Source organism: Phycisphaerales bacterium AB-hyl4 (genome assembly GCA_041821185.1).
GTDB lineage: Bacteria > Planctomycetota > Phycisphaerae > Phycisphaerales > Phycisphaeraceae > Natronomicrosphaera > Natronomicrosphaera hydrolytica.
In genome coordinates, this window is the sequence record JBGUBD010000001.1 from 451,922 (window position 1) to 468,776 (window position 16,855).

Annotated in this window: 15 protein-coding genes; 7 read left to right on the top strand and 8 right to left on the bottom strand. The window is 63.7% G+C overall.

Features of this window, described 5'->3' with window-relative positions:
- Positions 1-52 precede the first annotated feature (52 nt).
- From ACERK3_01895 to ACERK3_01905, 3 genes are all read left to right on the top strand, one after another.
- Positions 53-1,387: a hypothetical protein gene (locus tag ACERK3_01895; protein ID MFA9477037.1), complete on the top strand. Its 1,335-nt coding sequence runs from the start codon at positions 53-55 to the stop codon at positions 1,385-1,387.
- A gap of 127 nt (positions 1,388-1,514) precedes the next feature.
- The gene (locus ACERK3_01900; GenBank protein MFA9477038.1) at positions 1,515-2,507 is read left to right on the top strand and encodes a PhoH family protein; all 993 of its coding nucleotides are present in this window, start codon (positions 1,515-1,517) and stop codon (positions 2,505-2,507) included.
- A 218-nt stretch (positions 2,508-2,725) separates the two neighbouring features.
- Positions 2,726-5,098 carry an HD family phosphohydrolase gene (locus ACERK3_01905; GenBank protein MFA9477039.1) on the top strand — a complete coding sequence of 791 codons (2,373 nt, stop codon included), beginning with the start codon at positions 2,726-2,728 and terminating at the stop codon, positions 5,096-5,098.
- A 15-nt stretch (positions 5,099-5,113) separates the two neighbouring features.
- On the opposite strand, the gene corA is transcribed toward ACERK3_01905, so the two are convergent.
- Genes corA through ACERK3_01925 form a run of 4 tightly spaced genes read right to left on the bottom strand, consistent with a single transcriptional unit; the run spans position 5,114 to position 9,637 of the window.
- Positions 5,114-6,328 (bottom strand): magnesium/cobalt transporter CorA, encoded by a 1,215-nt coding sequence (gene corA, locus ACERK3_01910; protein ID MFA9477040.1) that lies wholly within the window; start codon positions 6,326-6,328, stop codon positions 5,114-5,116.
- Positions 6,329-6,357: 29 nt separating this feature from the next.
- Positions 6,358-7,893 carry a xylulokinase gene (gene xylB, locus ACERK3_01915; GenBank protein MFA9477041.1) on the bottom strand — a complete coding sequence of 512 codons (1,536 nt, stop codon included), beginning with the start codon at positions 7,891-7,893 and terminating at the stop codon, positions 6,358-6,360.
- 52 nt (positions 7,894-7,945) lie between these two features.
- Positions 7,946-8,386, bottom strand: coding sequence for a cytochrome c oxidase assembly factor Coa1 family protein (locus ACERK3_01920; protein ID MFA9477042.1), 441 nt, complete (start codon positions 8,384-8,386; stop codon positions 7,946-7,948).
- Positions 8,387-8,422: 36 nt separating this feature from the next.
- Positions 8,423-9,637, bottom strand: a complete 1,215-nt coding sequence (locus tag ACERK3_01925) for an L-rhamnose isomerase (protein ID MFA9477043.1) — start codon at positions 9,635-9,637, stop codon at positions 8,423-8,425.
- A 76-nt stretch (positions 9,638-9,713) separates the two neighbouring features.
- On the opposite strand from ACERK3_01925, the gene ACERK3_01930 reads away from it, so the two are divergent.
- Complete coding sequence (locus ACERK3_01930; GenBank protein ID MFA9477044.1) at positions 9,714-10,238, top strand: type 1 glutamine amidotransferase domain-containing protein; 525 nt, start codon at positions 9,714-9,716, stop codon at positions 10,236-10,238.
- 264 nt (positions 10,239-10,502) lie between these two features.
- Here ACERK3_01930 and ACERK3_01935 read toward each other — a convergent pair whose 3' ends face one another.
- A complete protein-coding gene (locus tag ACERK3_01935; GenBank protein MFA9477045.1) occupies positions 10,503-11,012 on the bottom strand; it encodes a ferritin-like domain-containing protein in 510 nt (169 codons plus the stop codon).
- 317 nt (positions 11,013-11,329) lie between these two features.
- Here ACERK3_01935 and ACERK3_01940 point away from each other — a divergent pair, with 317 nt between their 5' ends.
- From ACERK3_01940 to ACERK3_01950, 3 genes are all read left to right on the top strand, one after another.
- Entirely contained in the window at positions 11,330-11,872 is a 543-nt protein-coding gene (locus ACERK3_01940) for an adenine phosphoribosyltransferase (protein ID MFA9477046.1), read from the top strand.
- Between the two features lie 69 nt (positions 11,873-11,941).
- Entirely contained in the window at positions 11,942-12,766 is an 825-nt protein-coding gene (locus tag ACERK3_01945; GenBank protein MFA9477047.1) for a type II CAAX prenyl endopeptidase Rce1 family protein, read from the top strand.
- Between the two features lie 152 nt (positions 12,767-12,918).
- Positions 12,919-13,377: a hypothetical protein gene (locus ACERK3_01950; GenBank protein MFA9477048.1), complete on the top strand. Its 459-nt coding sequence runs from the start codon at positions 12,919-12,921 to the stop codon at positions 13,375-13,377.
- Between the two features lie 117 nt (positions 13,378-13,494).
- Here ACERK3_01950 and ACERK3_01955 read toward each other — a convergent pair whose 3' ends face one another.
- The 3 genes from ACERK3_01955 to ACERK3_01965 form a co-directional block, all read right to left on the bottom strand.
- Positions 13,495-14,091: a 5-formyltetrahydrofolate cyclo-ligase gene (locus ACERK3_01955; GenBank protein MFA9477049.1), complete on the bottom strand. Its 597-nt coding sequence runs from the start codon at positions 14,089-14,091 to the stop codon at positions 13,495-13,497.
- An 86-nt stretch (positions 14,092-14,177) separates the two neighbouring features.
- The gene (locus ACERK3_01960; GenBank protein ID MFA9477050.1) at positions 14,178-15,551 is read right to left on the bottom strand and encodes a SpoIID/LytB domain-containing protein; all 1,374 of its coding nucleotides are present in this window, start codon (positions 15,549-15,551) and stop codon (positions 14,178-14,180) included.
- Positions 15,552-15,728: 177 nt separating this feature from the next.
- Positions 15,729-16,760 carry a hypothetical protein gene (locus ACERK3_01965; GenBank protein ID MFA9477051.1) on the bottom strand — a complete coding sequence of 344 codons (1,032 nt, stop codon included), beginning with the start codon at positions 16,758-16,760 and terminating at the stop codon, positions 15,729-15,731.
- Positions 16,761-16,855 lie beyond the last annotated feature (95 nt).

Sequence of the window (16,855 nt, forward strand, 5' to 3'; positions counted from 1 at the left end):
ACGTTTTTCACCCAAGCGACGCGCGTTTCGTTGCATCCACCAGGAGCCCCGCATGACCTGGCGCCACTGCCTTGGCTGTCTGACCGCCCTCGCCCTGCTGCTCGCTCTCACCCCCGCCCATAGCCGCGCGGACGACAGCCTGCTCGCCGACGAGCGATGGAGCGAGTCCGCCTTCGGCCTGTCGCTGCGCCCGCCTGCGGGCTCGACGCTGTACGAGCAGACCGCCGACCGCGCGATCGCCACATTCCTCGTCGACGACGACATGAGCATCCGCGTCCACTTCCGCCAGGCGGAGGAGCGCGTCACCCTCGACCTCGTCCGTCAACGGGCTGCTGAGCAGTTCACCTTTTACTACCCGGCCGCCGTGGTGGTGGAAGACGACGTGGAGGAGATCCGCATCGCCGACCGTCGCGGGGCCCGCTGGTACTTCCTCGTGCCCGGCGACGAAGGGCAATGGGTGGCGGGCCAGGCGTTCGTGATGATCGACCCATTCACCGTGGCGATGTTCCAATACGAGTCGGACGCGCACTCGTATGAGCGGTCGCGCCGGATCTTCGAAGCAGTGCTCGACAGTGTCGAGCTGATGCCGCCGGACGAGTTGGATCGGCAGCGGACGGCGTTGATCGAGGCGGGCGACGCGTGGCTGGCGGAGGTGGACTTCGCGGCTGTGGAAGGCGTGCTGCCCGAGCGGCAGTTCATGCGCGTGATCGAAGGCGACACCGACGTCGGCTACCAGCGCATCGTCACCGAACACGTCGAAAACCTCGGCGAGGCGGGCGTGGAAGTGCGCATTCAGGCCCGCGATCTGGTCGGCGACGGCCATGCCTACGACAGCCAAAGCGAGCTGTTCCTCGGCGAAGGTGAGCAGACTGAGTTGTGGTCCAGCGTTACGACGCTCCGCCCCAAGGAGCAACCGCAGCAGCCCGCGGGCCTGCAATCGCGGGAGCAGCTCCAGCCGCAGCACGGCACGGAGCAGACGTGGACCGACACGGGCTTGCGGTCGCATAATCGCATCAGCGTCAGCCAGGAGGGGCCCACGCAGATCGAAAGCCGTAACTGGGAAGTGCCGCCGAAGGCGTACGCGTCGCAGGTGGTGGCGCAGGCGACGCCCGCCCTGATGGCAAAACAGGCGGCGGCCGGTCGGCCACCGGCGGCGATGGCGTTTTACGCCTACCACCCCAGTGCCGGGCGGCTGATGCTCCGGGCGGTGCGCATCGAGCCCAGCGACGACGGCGGCTGGCGGGTGTACGACCGCCCCGCACCCGACCGGGCGGAGCAAGTGTTTCACTTTGACGCGGAAGGCCAACTGATCGAGCATCACACCGGCGACGGACGAGTGTCCCGCCCTGCCACCGAAGACGAAATCCGGGCCGTCTGGGGTCGGTGACGCCTCCCGCTTTGCAGTGTTTACCGTGAACACACATTCTTAAACCCGGCCGATGCACCCACGGCCGAGTTATCGACGTAAAATAGATGTGGTACGAACGAAATCTGTAATCAGGAGTAGGCCCCCTTTGGAGTTGACCATCCAGCTTCCGCACGGCGAAGAGCGCCTCGGCGTGACCGGCGCGGCGGAACGGAACCTGAAAATCATCCGTGAGTCGCTTGGCGTGACCGTCAGTGCTCGCAACGGCTCATTGCGCCTAAGCGGCGACAGCGACGCCGTGGGCCGGGCGGCGCACGTGATCGAACAGCTCGGCGACGCGGCCCAGCGGCAAAAGCCCTTGAGCCGACAGCAGTTGCTCGACGCGATCGCAAACGTCGAGCGGGTCGAAACCTCGAAACTCGTCCGCCGCGACACGGGAGGCCCCAAGGCCCCGTTGGGCGACCAGCTCGACGTCTACCTGCGTGGCCGATCGGTCAAGCCGATGACCGAGGGCCAGCGGACCTACCTCAACGCTTTGCTCAACCATGACCTGACGTTCTGCTGCGGGCCGGCGGGCACGGGTAAGACGTATGTGGCGGTGGCGGCGGCGGTGGCGATGCTCAAGCGAGGCGATGTACGCAAGCTGGTGCTCGCCCGGCCGGCGGTGGAGGCGGGCGAGAAGCTCGGCTTCCTGCCGGGCACGATGCAGGAAAAGGTAAACCCCTACCTGCGTCCCTTACTCGATGCGCTGCACGACATGATGGAGTTCGACCAGATCAGCCGGTACATGGCGGCGGACCTGATCGAGATCGTACCGCTGGCGTTCATGCGCGGCCGAACGCTGAACGACGCGACGATCATCCTCGACGAGGCCCAGAACACCACAAAAAGCCAGATGCTGATGTTCCTCACCCGCCTCGGGCACGGGAGCAAGATGATCGTCACGGGCGACACCTCGCAGATCGACTTGGAAGACCCGCGTGAATCAGGACTTGTGGACGCGATCCATCGGCTGGGCAAGACGCGCGGCGTTGCGAGCGTCGCTCTGGACAGCGCCGATATCGTCCGCCATCACCTGGTGCAGCGGATCGTCGCGGCGTATGGCGAGCAAAAAACGGATAGCCGCCCGCCTGCGACGTAGTGCAGGCGACGGCCTTGCCAAGCCCTCGCGACGGATGGCAGTAGGGAAATCAGGTAGTTTGTCTGGCTCGCACTGGTCAGCCGGGCAAAGGCGAGTAGAATCCTCGTTCGTGCAGTCGGCCGGTGAACTGGCCGATGTTGAGTAACTGACCGTTCGCCAGTGGCGGGCGTGATCGTGACCGCGGGAGAAGACGGGCCGCAACGCCCCAGCTAACGCTCATGGCCAACGGCAAGAGCCATACCGCCCGTCGACGCGAGGTCAGGCGAAACCTGCCCCGCACGGACCCGAAGTGGATGCGTCCCATCCAGCGCCGCGAGGCGATCTGGACCACGCTCTACCTGGTCCTGTTCGTGCTGGTGACGAGCCTTGTCGCCATCCCCGACAACGTTCGCTTCCGCTATGAAGCAGGCCAGGTGGTCGATCAGCCCATCGTCAGCCGAGTGCAGTTTGACGCGATCGACCTCCAGGCCACGGAAGAGCGCCGCACGGAAGCGATGAACCGCGAGCCGCGCGTCTTCGTGCCCAACCAGGCTTACCTCGAATCGGTGCGCGAACGCTTCGCGGGGTTGATGGCCCTGGCGGACCAGGACTCGCTGGAGCAGATCGCCAGCGAAACGCGCGAGCAACTGCAACTGACCCGTCGCGGTCTGGACGAGCTTCGCCGATTTGCCGACCCGACCTCCGAGCCCACCATTGAAAACTGGCACGAGCGGATCGACGCGTTCCTCCAGGGTATGTTCGACCTGGCGGTGCTCGAACCCGAACAGTATCGCGCCCGCACCGACCCCCGCACCGCTGTGGGGCGAATCATCATCTTCCACCCCAATCCACGTGAGGGCCACTCCCGCGAGCAGGCCCGCTATGGCAATGTGCTCATCAGTGTCGACGACCGGACGACGTTCCAGAAGAACATCGAGCCGTTGACCGTCCGCTTTCCGCCGGCGTTGCGGGACACGGTGGTCGCGGTGGTGATGCAGAGCCCCGAGCCGACGTACGTCTTCAACAGCGAAGCACGTGAGTTGAGCCAGCAGCGTCGACAGGACCGTTACGACCGCGAGCCGGCGGTGGTGGTGACGCACGAGCCGAACGACATGCTCGTCGCGGCCGGCACGGAATTGACGACCGCTCACCTGGACTTGTTCGAGGCGGAGCGGGCCGCGTATCGCGAGCAGCTTTCGCAGGTGCAGCGGATGCTTCAGCCCATGGCGATCGTCGGGCTGATGCTCGTGCTGGGCCTGGCCGTGTGGGGCTACATCATTCACTACAACGACCGGGTGGTCCGCAACCCGATGCGCGGGTTCGCGCTGATGGCGTTGCTGCTGCTGTGTCATGCGTTGGCGGTTTGGTTGACGCAGGTACAGCCCGGGCTCTTGTATGTGACCGCATTGTTCCCGACGCTGCTGGTCGCGATCGTGCTGACCATTGCGTACGACCAGCGGTTCGCACTGGCGATAGGCGGACTGCACGCGCTGCTGGTGGTGATGAGCCTGGCACTGACGCCGGGGTTTGCGTTGGTGATGCTCACGGGCGTCGCGGCGGCGGCGGCGCTGCTCAACGACGTGCGTAGCCGATCGACCGTCGTGCTGGTGGGCGTGTGGAGCGGGCTTGCGATGGGCGGCGCGGCCATGCTGACGGGCCTGTTCGAACGGCCGCTGCATCTGGGCGGCGCTTATCAACAACTGCTTTACGATGCAGCCATGGCGGTCGCGACCGGCGGCGCCACAGGCCTGGTCGTCCAAGGCATGCTGCCGAGCATCGAGAAGGCGTTCCGCGTCACCACTGCGATGACGCTTCGCGAGCTCAACGACGCCAGCCATCCGCTGCTGCAACGCCTCGCTCAGGAAGCGCCGGGCACGTATCAGCACTCGCTGCGCATCGCAGACATCGGCGAAGCCGCCGCCGACGCCATCAACGCCAACTCACTGCTGTGTCGCGTCGGTGCGATGTATCACGACATCGGCAAGGTCAACAAACCGCAGTACTTCATCGAAAACCAGAGCGGCGGACCCAACCGCCACAACAAGCTCAGCCCCGCGATGTCGCTTCTGATCATCGTCGGCCACGTCAAAGACGGTATTGAAATGGCCCGCGAGTATCACCTGCCCGCCGACATCCGCCACTTCATCGAATCGCACCACGGCACGACACTCGTCGAATACTTCTACCACGCCGCCCGCAAACAGAAAGAAGCCGAGGAAGCGCCCGGCCCGAGCGAGTTCGAGTTCCGCTACCCCGGCCCCAAACCGCAGACCAAGGAAGCGGCCATCATGCTGCTGTGCGACTCGATCGAAGCCGCCGCCCGCAGTCTGCCCGAGCCCACGCCGGTCCGCCTGGAACAGATCGTCCACCGCATGGCGACCAAGCGCCTCATGGACGGTCAGTTCGATGAGTGCAACCTCACCCTCGCCGAGTTGCACCGCATCGAGCAGGCGATCACCAAGATGCTCTGCGCCATCTACCACGGCCGCATCAAGTACCCCACCGCCAACCGCGACGACGATCAGCAAGAGCGCGGCGACACACGCGAGGCCGCCCTCGCCGTCACGCCGCAAGCCGACCAGCCACCGCAGCCGCAGACCGCGGCGTCGTAAACCAATCGACAGCGGTCAAATCCATCCGCGTCGGCGGAACCACGACAACATCCCGCCCGCCGTGCCGAGGAAAATCGCCCACACCACGGCGTACGACCACCGCCATTCCAGCTCCGGCATGTGCTCGAAGTTCATGCCGTACACGCCGGCGAGAAACGTCAGCGGAATGAAAATCGTCGCGATGATCGTGAGCACCTTCATCACCTGCGACATGCGATTGCTCACCGCGTTCACCCACATGTCCGAGAGGCTCATCGCGATCTCGCGATACGTCTCCACCAGGTCGAGCAGTTGCACCGTGTGGTCGTACACGTCGCGCAGATATAGCCGAGTGATGCTCGAAAGTTCAACGTGCTCCATGCGCTGCAGGCTGCTGATCAGCTCACGCATGGGCCATATCTCGCGGCGCATGAGCATCAGCTCGTGTTTAAGGTGATGCAGCTCGCGCACCGTGTTCGCATCGCCCGCGAGTACGATGAGGTCCAGATCCTCCAGTTCGCTCGAATAATGCTCGAGCACGGGGAAGCAGTGGTCCACCACCGCGTCGAGCAGCGCATAAAGCAGGAAGCTTGCATCGTTCGTGCGCAGGCGTGATCCTTTGGTGTTGATGCGTTCGCGGATCGCGCCCCAGACGTCACCATGTTTCTGCTGGAAGGTGAGCACGGTGTCCGTGCCGAGGAACATGGTGATCTGTTCCGAATCGAGTCGGCCTTCGATCAGTTGCAGCATGCGCGCAACAACGAACAAGCGTGGCCGAGGTGTTGCCGGGTCATCCACATGGTTGAACATCTCGACCTTCGGCCGCTGATGCACATGCAGAATGTCTTCAATCGCCAACGGGTGAAAGTGATACGACCGCGCGAGCAACTCAATCACCGGCATGTCCGTCAAGCCGTCGACATTGATCCATCGCACAGCCGTGCTCTCCTCGCGCGGCCGCTGCAGAAACGCCGCCAGCTTCCCGACGTCGGTGATGTCATGCGTCGTCGCGCCATCCGGCCCGTAGTCGATGCACGTCACGCGCGCCGACGCCTGCTCGGCGATCGGCAGCTTCGCAAGCTGGTGCACCTCAATGCCGGGCGTCGCGCCAGGCTGCGGCTTGATCCGCCGGGGGATCGGAATACGCGGTAATGTGCGACGCACCTGCCGCATCGTCGCCCGCGCCCGCCGCGATGCGGCCGAGAATGGATCAGACCTTGAAGACGACTTGCCATTGTCGTTGCTTGCCATGCCATCAGTGTAACGAGCGAGCGTCAAACTCAATCATTGCCCTCGGCAGCGATCGCCTCGAACTCGCTCTTGAGCGCACCATAGAGCCGTTGATATTGCTTATGCCAGGCACCGTAACGCTTGCTTCGCTCGGCGTCGGGCGTGAGCGACTCGGTTTCGCGAATGATGGCGTTGCACGCCTCGGGCACGCTCTGCCAGACCCCCGTTCCCACGCCTGCGAGGATGGCGACGCCATAGGCTGGCCCTTCGTCACTGTTGATGGTCGCAACGCGTCGGCCGTACACGTCGGCCTGAAGCTGCCGCCAGAAGGCGCTCTTCGCACCGCCGCCGGACAGCCGTACGGTGTCGACAGCGATGTCCATCTCGCGCATGATCGTCAGCGCGTCCGCCATGCCATATGTGACGCCTTCGATCAGCGAGCGGATCATGGCTGACCGATCATGCCGCGCGGTCAATCCGATCCATCCGCCACGCGCGTTCGGGTCCGGGTGCGGGCAACGCTCGCCCGTGAGGTAAGGCAGGAAGTAAAGCCCTTCGCAGCCGGCCGGCGCTTTCTCCGCCTCGGCGATGAGCAGTTCGTACGGATCAACGCCCTGCTGCTTTGCCGCCGCGACCTCCGCTTGCCCCAACTGATTGCGGAACCACTGAAACGAGCCGCCCGCCGACAGCATGCAGCCGAACACGCACCACTTGCCTTGCACCGCCGAGCACATGGTGTGCACTCGGCCTTGTGGGTCGTACGTCGGCTCGTCGGCATGCGCGAACACCACGCCCGACGTGCCCAGCGTCGCGCTGACAATCCCCGTTGTGACGATGCCATTACCCACCGCCCCGGCGGGCTGATCGCCGCTGCCGCCGACCACCGGCGTGCCCTGCTTCAAGCCAAGCTTCGCCGCCGCCTTCGCGTGCAGTTTGCCGCTGACGACATGCGACTCGTAGCACGTCGGCAGCAGCGCCTTATCGATCCCCAGCAGGCCGATGAGCTTGTCGTTCCACTTGCGCTGTTTTACATCAAGCAGCAGCGTACCCGACGCGTCGCCCACCTCCGTCGCATACTCGCCGGTCATGCAATAGCGGATGTAGTCCTTCGGCAGCAGGATGTGTTTCGTCTTCTCGTAAACCTCGGGCTCATGCTGTCGCACCCAGAGAATCTTCGGCGCGGTAAAGCCCGTCAGTGCCGGGTTGCCGACCATCTCGATCAGCGCCTTTCGGCCGCCGGCCTTTCGCTCGATCTCGGCACACTGTTCGCCGGTGCGCTGGTCGTTCCACAACAGCGCCGGCCGCAGCGGTGTTTCATCATCCGCCACAAACACACTGCCATGCATCTGCCCCGACAGCCCGACAGCGGTCACGCTCTGTCCATCAATGCCTGCCTTGTCGATCACCGCCAACGTCGCGTCACATGTCGCCTGCCACCACTGGCTCGGGTCCTGCTCCGACCAGCCGGGCCTGGGCGAACTGATGTCATGCTCCGCCATCGCGGTCGCGATGACGTTGCCGTCGTGATCGCAGACAAGCGTTTTCGTGCCGGACGTGCCGATGTCAATGCCGAGCAGATAAGCCATGGACGGGATCTCCTTCGCGTGGATCGTGGCCGTCCATGATAATGGCATGTTGTCAGGGCGTGGAAGATGCCGATTCGAGAACGAGCCGTTCGCCGGTGTCGTCCACGTTCACGACCAGTTCGCCCCATTGCCATTGCCCGGCGGAACGTTCCAGAACAGCGTAAACCGTGCCTCGCCCCTGGGGGCCGCGGATGCTGAAGCTCAGGTCCGCCTCACCGCCGCCACCGGCGTAGTTGATGTTGCCCGAAACCAGCCAACCGGACTCAATTGGTTGGCCAAGCGCTGCGAGCACTTCCGGGTCGCGCTCGACGCGCTCCATCGTCAGTTGGTAAGGCTCGGTCTGACGAATCATGCCGAACACAAACACAAACATCCCGCCGCAGCACACCGCCGGCGAAAGCACGAGCACGATCACCATGGTCGGCACGAACCATTTCCAGTTACGTCCCCACCAGTTCGGACGATCGGCCGAAGGCGGCGCTACGGTGTCCATGCAATCCCCTTTCGAGCTGCACGACATCATACACCGTTACGCGTAGGACGACGCTTGCACTTCGCCGCGGGCACGGCGGGCGGCGGCGCGCTCCTTGCCGAGCTTTTTCACAATGCCGCTGCTGCGCAGTTCCTCCAGCGGATCGACCGGCAGGCCGTTCGCCTTCCGCCACTTCGCCAGCGCGGGCGTCACGTCCGCCTCGTACGCCTGCTTCAAACATCGCTCGGCCGCGACAATGTCACCCGCGGCCTGCGCCTTGGCCAGCGCCTTGCGATCCACAATCTGCGCCTTGGCGAACAGCGACTGCGCCTCCATCACCGTTTGCACCATCGCTTCGAGCTTCGGCTTGAGGTTGTGCGACTGATCCACCATATACGCCACATCGGGCAGCTTCTTCAGATCACGTTCAAACGCGTATTGCGCGATCTGGTCGAAGATGCGGAACATCGCGTACGGGTCGATGCTGCCGAGCGTCAGGTCGTCGTCCGCGTACTTGCGGTCGTTGAAGTGGAAGCCGCCGAGCATCCCTTCGTCCAGCAGGAACGCGACGATGTGCTCGATGTTCGCGCCGGGCAGGTGGTGGCCGGTGTCGACGAGCACCTTGGCCTTCGTGCCCGCATGCCGGGCGAACGCCGCGGCCATGCCCCAGTCGGCGATGTCCGTGTGATAAAACGCCGGCTCGAACGGCTTGTACTCAATCAGCAGCGTGCTGCCTCGCCACTGCTTGGCCATGCGGTCGTGAATTTTCTTCAGCGCCCCTTGCAGATCGCGCTTGCGGCGGTAGATCGAGTCCTGCCCCGGGTAGTTCGTGCCGTCGGCGAGCCACATCGTCATCAGCTTCGAGCCCACTGCCTTGCCGATGTCGATCGAGTCGTAGCTGTGCTTGATCGCCGCATCGCGGGCGGCCTTGTCCGGCGAGCAGAACGAGCCGAGTTTGTACGCCTGGTCCTGGAAAACGTTGGGGTTGATCGAGCCAACCTTGACGCCGTGCTTCTTCGCGAGCCTGGCGACCTTTTTCGGATCTTCACCGGGCTCGAAGTCCCAGAGCACATGCACCGCCACCGTCGGGCACGCCCCGGTAAGCTGATGTACCAGCCCGGCGTCGTGAAACTTCTCTTCCACGGTCGACGCGGCGGCGTCCTGGAAGAATTTGCCAAAGCGCGTGCCTGTGTCGGCGAAGCCCCACGAGGGGAGTTCGATGGCGAACTGGTCCAGGGCCGAGCGGATCTGTCGGATGTCTTTGTTGTTCATGCCTAGAGTGTACAACAGATTTTCCGTATGTTGTGGGCACGATACGGACACACGATGCACTCAAAGGAGACTGACCATGAGCGACCTCAACGGCAAGCGCATTCTCATTTTCGTCGGAGACGATTACGAAGACCTCGAACTGCAATATCCCAAATATCGCCTGCTCGAAGCGGGCGCGGAAGTCGTCGTCGCGGGCGTGGAGGCAGGCAAAGTCCACCAGGGCAAACACGGCTACCCGCAGAAGGCCACCGCGGCTGTCCGCGATCTCAGCGCCAGCGATTTTCACGGCCTGGTCATCCCCGGCGGCTGGATGCCCGACAAGCTCCGCCGATACGACGAGGTGAAGGACATCACACGCGAGATACACGAAGCCGGCAAGTGCGTCGCATCGATCTGCCACGGTCCGTGGATCGACATCTCGTCGGGCATTGTTGAAGGAGCGACCTACACGAGCACACCCGCGTTGACGGATGATCTGCGCAACGCCGGCGCGAAGTGGGTAGACCAGGAAGTGTGCGTGGATGGCAACCACGTGACCAGCCGTCGGCCGGACGACCTGCCGGCGTTCTGCCGAGCGATGCTTGAGGTGATGGGGGCGTGAGATTTAATTGCTGATTTCTAATTGCTGATTGCAGATTGCTGATTGCTGACGGGTGGGGACCCCCGGAATTCGCTGCGCTATATCCGTGGGCTTTAATGGGGGCTCTGTATTCCAATCAGCAATCAGCGATTAGAAATCAGCGATAAAAAAACCCCCGGGCGGACCGCTCGTCACCCAAGAACCGAGCGGTCGCCACGGGGGTTGCTCTCTCTCCACCTCCTGCGATCTCCACCTCCTTTGATCGCTTTGCCTGCCGCAGTGCGCTTAAGCGGCGCGGGCCTGCGGGTTGATCTCGTCCTCAGCAAGGCTGGTGAGCTTCTTGTCGGTTTCGCCTTCTTCATCGAGCGTCTGCTGAAGCAACTGGGCGCAATCCTGTCGGCCGAGGTGCTTCGCGAGCGTGCGCAGCGTGCCGTAGCTGGCAATCTCGTAGTGCTCGACGCGCTGAGCGGCGGCGATCATCGCGGCGTCTCGCACCTTCTCGTCACCCTTGGCGGAGATCATCTCGTCGCCCTCGGCGATCAGGCCCTTCATGGCCTGGCAGGTTTCGCGCTTCGGCTCAAGCTCACACTGGCGGAAGACCTGCTCAAGTCGGCTGATGTGGCCTTCGGTTTGCCGCTGATGTTCCTCAAACGCCTGCTTCAGGCCGGGCGACGTCGATGCCTCGGCCATCTTGTGCAACGCGGGCACGAGCCGGGTCTCGGCGTCGTAAATGTCCTGAAGCTGCTGCACAAACAAGTCATCCATCGATCGAAATTCACTGCTGAGTAATCCCATGGCGAGGCTCCTTTTGACGGCGGGTCTGTAAAGGCTGCAACGGGCAGGCTGCGGGTTGCAATTTCGGTCACGCGATCCGGAGGGCAGCCCTGGCGAGGCCTGAAAAAACAAGCGGACCGGGTCGGCCCCGGAACACGACCCGGTCCGCATGAGGATTGGTTACAAAGCGCGTGCCAGGCTAAAGCGGGCCGTGTGAAATCGGTTTGCCAGCCCAAGGCTAGATGATGGCGGCGGATGAACGTGTCGTTGGGGGGCGGTTCATGGTAAAACGTGCAGCTTGAGGTAACGAATTCCCACACCGACCAGGACATGATCACATGATCACGCCAACGGACGCCGGCATGGAACAACTTCATTCGCTGATTCGCGATGTGGCTGATTGGCCCAAGCCGGGCATCGTGTTCAAGGACATCACCCCCCTGCTGGCCGACCCGCGCGGGCTGGCGCTGGCGGTGGAGATGATGGCCAACCCGTTTCGCGGGCAGGGCATCGAGCTGGTGGTCGGCGCGGAGTCGCGGGGGTTCATCTTCGGCACGGCGATCGCGCAGGCGCTCTCGGCCGGCTTCGTGCCAATCCGCAAGCCCAACAAGCTGCCGCGCGAAACGCACCAGCTCACCTACGACCTTGAGTACGGGCAGGACACACTCGAGATCCACGCCGACGCCATCGCCAAGGGCCAACGCGTCCTCATGGTCGACGACCTGCTGGCCACCGGTGGTACGATGAAGGCCTGCTGCGACCTGATCGACCGGCTCGGCGGCGAGATCGCCGGCGTGACCGTGCTGATCGAGCTGGACTTTCTTAAGGGTCGGCAGAAGCTCAAGCCTTACGACTCGGTGCATGCGGTGTTGACGTATTGAATTTCGGATTTGGAATTTCGGATTTCGAATTTGTTGGCTTCGGTAACAGCGTGAATACGTAGAGACGCCATGACGCGGTCGAATCGAAATCCGAAATCCGAAATCCGAAATTCCGATTTCTCAACCTACTGGGAGCGGACGCACTGGCCGTTGCAGTCGCTCTATTTTCTGCTGCCGTTGATCATCGTGTATGAACTGGGCGTGGTGCTGCTGGCGGGGGAATATGACATCACGGCCAGGCGGCTGCTGCGCACGGGCTTTGAGTGGTTCGGTGTGACGGGCTACTACCTGCCGGGCCTGCTGGTGGTGGTGTTTCTCCTAAGTGCGCATTTCGTTCGGCGGGACCCGTGGGAACCCGAGCCGAAGCTGTGGGGCATGATGTGGGTTGAGTCGCTGGCGCTGGCGGTGCCGCTGTTCGTGTTCACGCTGGTACTGTTTCGCGAACCGGTGGCGCAGTGGATGCTCTCGGCGGTCGAGCCGGGGGCGCTTACAGCCAAAGACGGCGTGCTGGTTATTCCCGACTGGTCAACGGGCGTGGTGTTTTCGATCGGCGCGGGAATTTATGAAGAGTTGCTGTTTCGCCTGATCGCCATTGCGCTGCTGCACCTGCTGCTGGTGGACCTGCTCGGGCTGCCGGAGCATATCGGCGCGGTAGCGGCGGTGGTGATCTCGGCGGTGGCGTTTGCGCTGTACCACTTCCCCGAGCCGAACCCATGGCATTGGGAAGCGTTCGTGGCAGGCTTCGATACGGGGCGGTTCATCTTCTACACGGTAGCGGGCGTTTATCTTGCAGCGGTGTACGTGCTGCGCGGGTTCGGCATTGTCGCAGCCACGCATGCGATGTACGACGTGTTCGTCGTGACGGCACTGTTCATGGTGCACGAAACGGTGTGAGATCGACCAACATTTCCCTTGAAACGAGCGGACAACGCGGGCATGCTGGAGGGTGAAATAAGCGGGGGAGTCCCCCCGGAGTCCCCCGGCCCCCCACGGATTCGCTGCGCTACATCCGTGGGCTTTGTGGTTGGATGTTGAAAGGCGTGGGTATGTCGTTGCGTGAAGAAGAAGAGGTTGTGGCGGGCCCGTCGGCGGTGGAGGAATTTGACGCGTCGACGCAGGCGTCGTCGTTCGGGCCGACACATCCGCTGTACCAGGTGGGGTCGACGGTGGCGTCGACATCGGTGTGTTCTATCGCGGTGGTGCAGTTGCTGCTGGCGATGCTGGCGGTGGTGCTGCTGGGGCCGTTGGTGGTGGGGATTTACAACCGGCTGGAGGAGCCGTTGCCCCGGCTGACGACGTGGGTGCTGGCCATGCCGCCGACGGTGGTGTTCGTGCTGCTGGTGTTGCTGATGGTGGGGCTGGTGGCGAAAGAGTGCCTGATGCGGAACAAGGTGTTGACGCTGGCGATCAACGCTGGGTTCGTGCTGGTGTCGCTGATCTGGATGCCGCTGCTGGTGCGGGCGTTGTATACGCCGTTAGTGGACCTGGCACAGATGATTGAGTGAATGAGGCGTTCGCGTTCCTAATCCTACTCCAAGTTCCTATTCCTGATCGCAAAGCGGAGAGGGGAATTGGATTAGGATTAAGAGTAGGAGAGGGGCACGCTCCGCGGTGCTTCGCGGCTAACTTGGGGCGGATGGGGGCGGGGAACAGCGAATCACGCGGCGGTCGGTGACGATGGTGTTGACGCGGCGGTCGGTGGGTTCGGTGGGGATGTGGGGGACGATCTGCATTTCGAAGGCCAACGCGATGATGACACCGGTGTGGTGCTGGGCGAGGTAGCGGTCGTAGTAGCCGCCGCCCATGCCCATGCGTTCGCCGTGCTCGGTGAGCGCCACCGCCGGGGTGAGGCAGACGTCGGGTGTGTCGGTGAAGGGGCTCGGGTGAGCGGGCGCGGGAATGCCGTAGCGGCCGGGGGTGAGGTGGTCGAGGCTGGTGATGTGGTGGGCTTCGAGTCGGCCCGGGCCGGCGATGAAGGGGACGGCGACAGTGATATCGCGCTCCAGCAGCGCTGCGAGCAGCGGGCGGGTGTCGACCTCGCGTTCGATGGAAACGTAGACGAATGCGGAGCGTGCCTCTTCAAGTTCGGGCAGGTCGAGGGCGCGGGCGGTGATGGCCTGCGACCATGTCGCGACATCGTCGGCGGACAGTACGGCCCGCTTCGCGAGCATCGTTCGCCGGAGCACGGCCTTGGCTTGGGTGGTGGCGTCGGCGGTCATGGGGCGAATTGTATCGCGATGGTGATGATCGCACGCCACCATAACGCCCAGGCATGGCCATGCCTGGGCGTTATGGTGGCGTGCACTTAATACATTCGGCGAAGCTCGGCGTCGGGGTAGTAGTGGCGGACGATGTCGCGGCCGGTGTAGCCGCGGCTGGCCATGCCTTGAGCGCCCCATTGACACATGCCCGCCCCGTGGCCGAAGCCGCGACCGTCGGTGAAGGTGATCTGGCTGCCCTGCATGCGAACTTCGACGTGGCTGGAGAGCAGTTGCTGCTCGCGCGGCACGGGGCCGCGGTCGGGGTGAGCGAAGTTGCAGGCAAAGCGAAAGTGCTCGGCCGCGAGGGGGTACGTTCGGCCGATGCGGTCGGTCACCTCGAAACGTGCCGGTCGGCCGGCGATGCTGCGATGGCTTAGCCGAACGCTGCGCAGGCCGTCGAGCGAAGCGACGGCGTTGCGATTGGCTCGGCCCCAGGCGGCGATGCGGTCGGCCAGTTCGTCGGCGTTGCGATGTACCGGTCCCCAGCGGTGGTTCGGGCTTGGGCGACAGTGGTCGCACGTTACGCCGCCGCGCAGCGGGGTGATGCCCACCGCTTGCTGGAAGTGGGGAAAGGCGCTGGTGGCGGTTTGTGTGAGGCCGCCGCAGGCGCTGGAGTAGAAGCCGGGGACGACAGCGCCCTGATGGGTGAGGACCATGCCGCGGGTCATGCGTGTGGCGTCGATGGCGCGGGGGTTGGTGCCCGTGCCGCCATAGACCTGACTGGCGGTGGTGGCTTGGATATCGTAATGCCGGTCGGCGTTGACGCGCCGCTCGAACAGGGCGTACGACCGGGCGGCGATGGCCTGGGCGACAAACGCTTCGAGTTGCCAGTTGGGGAACAGCTCGCGTTCGAGCACGCCGGGCAGGTAGGCTTCCATGGGCACATGGTTGACGACATCGAACATGCCGGTCGGCTGCCCGTCGCTGCCCGCGAGCGCGACGAGGGCGAACGTGCCGGGGTAGCGATGCTCGCCGAGGCGGATATCCGTGCCGTAGCCGGTGCTCAGGTGAAACGCGCCGGCACGCCAGGCGAGGCTGCGGCCGCTGCCATCTTGAAAACGAAAGCGCTGGCCATCGTGGGCCACGGTGACCGGCGAGGTGAAACGGCGTGCCGCGGCGGGGTCGGGCTCGCCGGTGCTCATCAGCGGGGCGATCGTGATCGTCCGCACGCTGTCGAACTCAGCTCGCTCGGCCTGCACCTTCACGCGCACGCGCATGGTCGGCTCGGCCTGAACGTCGCCGGTCCGCGGCAAGCGCGACACCACAGGCTCCGACGGCAACACCAGCCCCCCCACGCCCGGCCGCGCGGTGGACGACGTCCGCGACCGCTCGCCGGCCGACTCCTGCGCCGGCGGCTGACAGCCCACCAGCACCAACAACCCCAGCACCGCCAGCATCCCCATGTACGACAATCGCATCCGGCAACCTCCCTGTTACGGATCAGAGCCGCAGTATAACCGGGGCGACGCGGTTCCGGGGTCGGGCAACGGGGTTCGGAAATGGGGGATCACCCACAGATTCGCCGTGCAACATCGGTGAGCCCTCTCGTTTTACGCGAGAGCTCGCGCAGCGGACGGTTGACACACGAATCGCATTCACTCAATGCGGACCTCAAGGTCGCCATCGCCTGGTCCGGCGTTTTGCACGACGGGGTCACCCAACTCGGCACGGATCACCAGGTCCGCGCCGCCGCCGTTGCCCGAATGAGGCAGGGGAATGTCTTCCAGTTCGAAGGGGATGCGCAGCGTTCGATTTTCCGATCGGAACGTCAGCATGATCTTGCCATCCTCGGGTAGTTCGAGTTGGTAGAACTGCTGATGCCGATCGCCGTGTCGGCCCGTGCCGCGCGATTGGGCGTGAACCTCCTGATCATCCGTTCGGAAGAAGCGAACGTCCGTCAGCAGCGAAGCCAGTTCGGCGTTCATCTGGAGGCGAGAGCGGTTGTTGTTCTGCTCAAAGCTGAACTGCAACTCGCTGCCGGGGAAGTTGGCGATGTGTACGCGCTTGCCGAGCACCTCTTTGATGGGGCTAAGCACAGCGTGACGCGGCTCGCCCATGGGGATGCTCACTTCAATCGAGCCGACGACTCGGCGGATACGGTTGGCGGGCTGTTTGGGCGGCGTGACTTGGATGTTGACACTGAAGCGAGGCGACTGATGGCCGTGCTGATGGTGATGGATGATCTGTTCACCGGTCATGCGATGCTGGTGGTTCAGCTCTTCGCCGGTGTCGGTGACCATGCTGTCGATGGTGAGGTTGCGATACGAACGCGGGATGAACGCCGGGTCATAAAAGACGTTGAGGTTCAGCCCCATGTTATTTTGTTCATTGCGGACGTTGCCGTCGTCGTCGAAGTGCACGTGGCTGTTGATGTTGAAAGAGTTGGGCGACACGCGGAAGTAGTCGAGCAACTCGTCATCAGACATTTCGTTTTCGTTCTCGGCTTTGCCCGCGTCGGCGTCCTGCGGCGCGTCGTCTGGCGATGTGGACGCCGCCGCGGGTGGCAGTTCGGTTTCAACGTCGTCCGCGAGGGCGGGCGTGATGAAGGATGTGGGAATCGCGAATGCGATCGCCATGCCCCAGCCGACCAGCCGTGCGGTGTGGTGGTGTTGACGCCGTGCGTTCATGTGCTCGCCCCTTCTGAAAAGCAGATTGTGATGTCGAATGGTGTTGGAATTGCCCCGTTCATGCGCCCGCGGGGGCGCTTGGCTCATACAGTAGC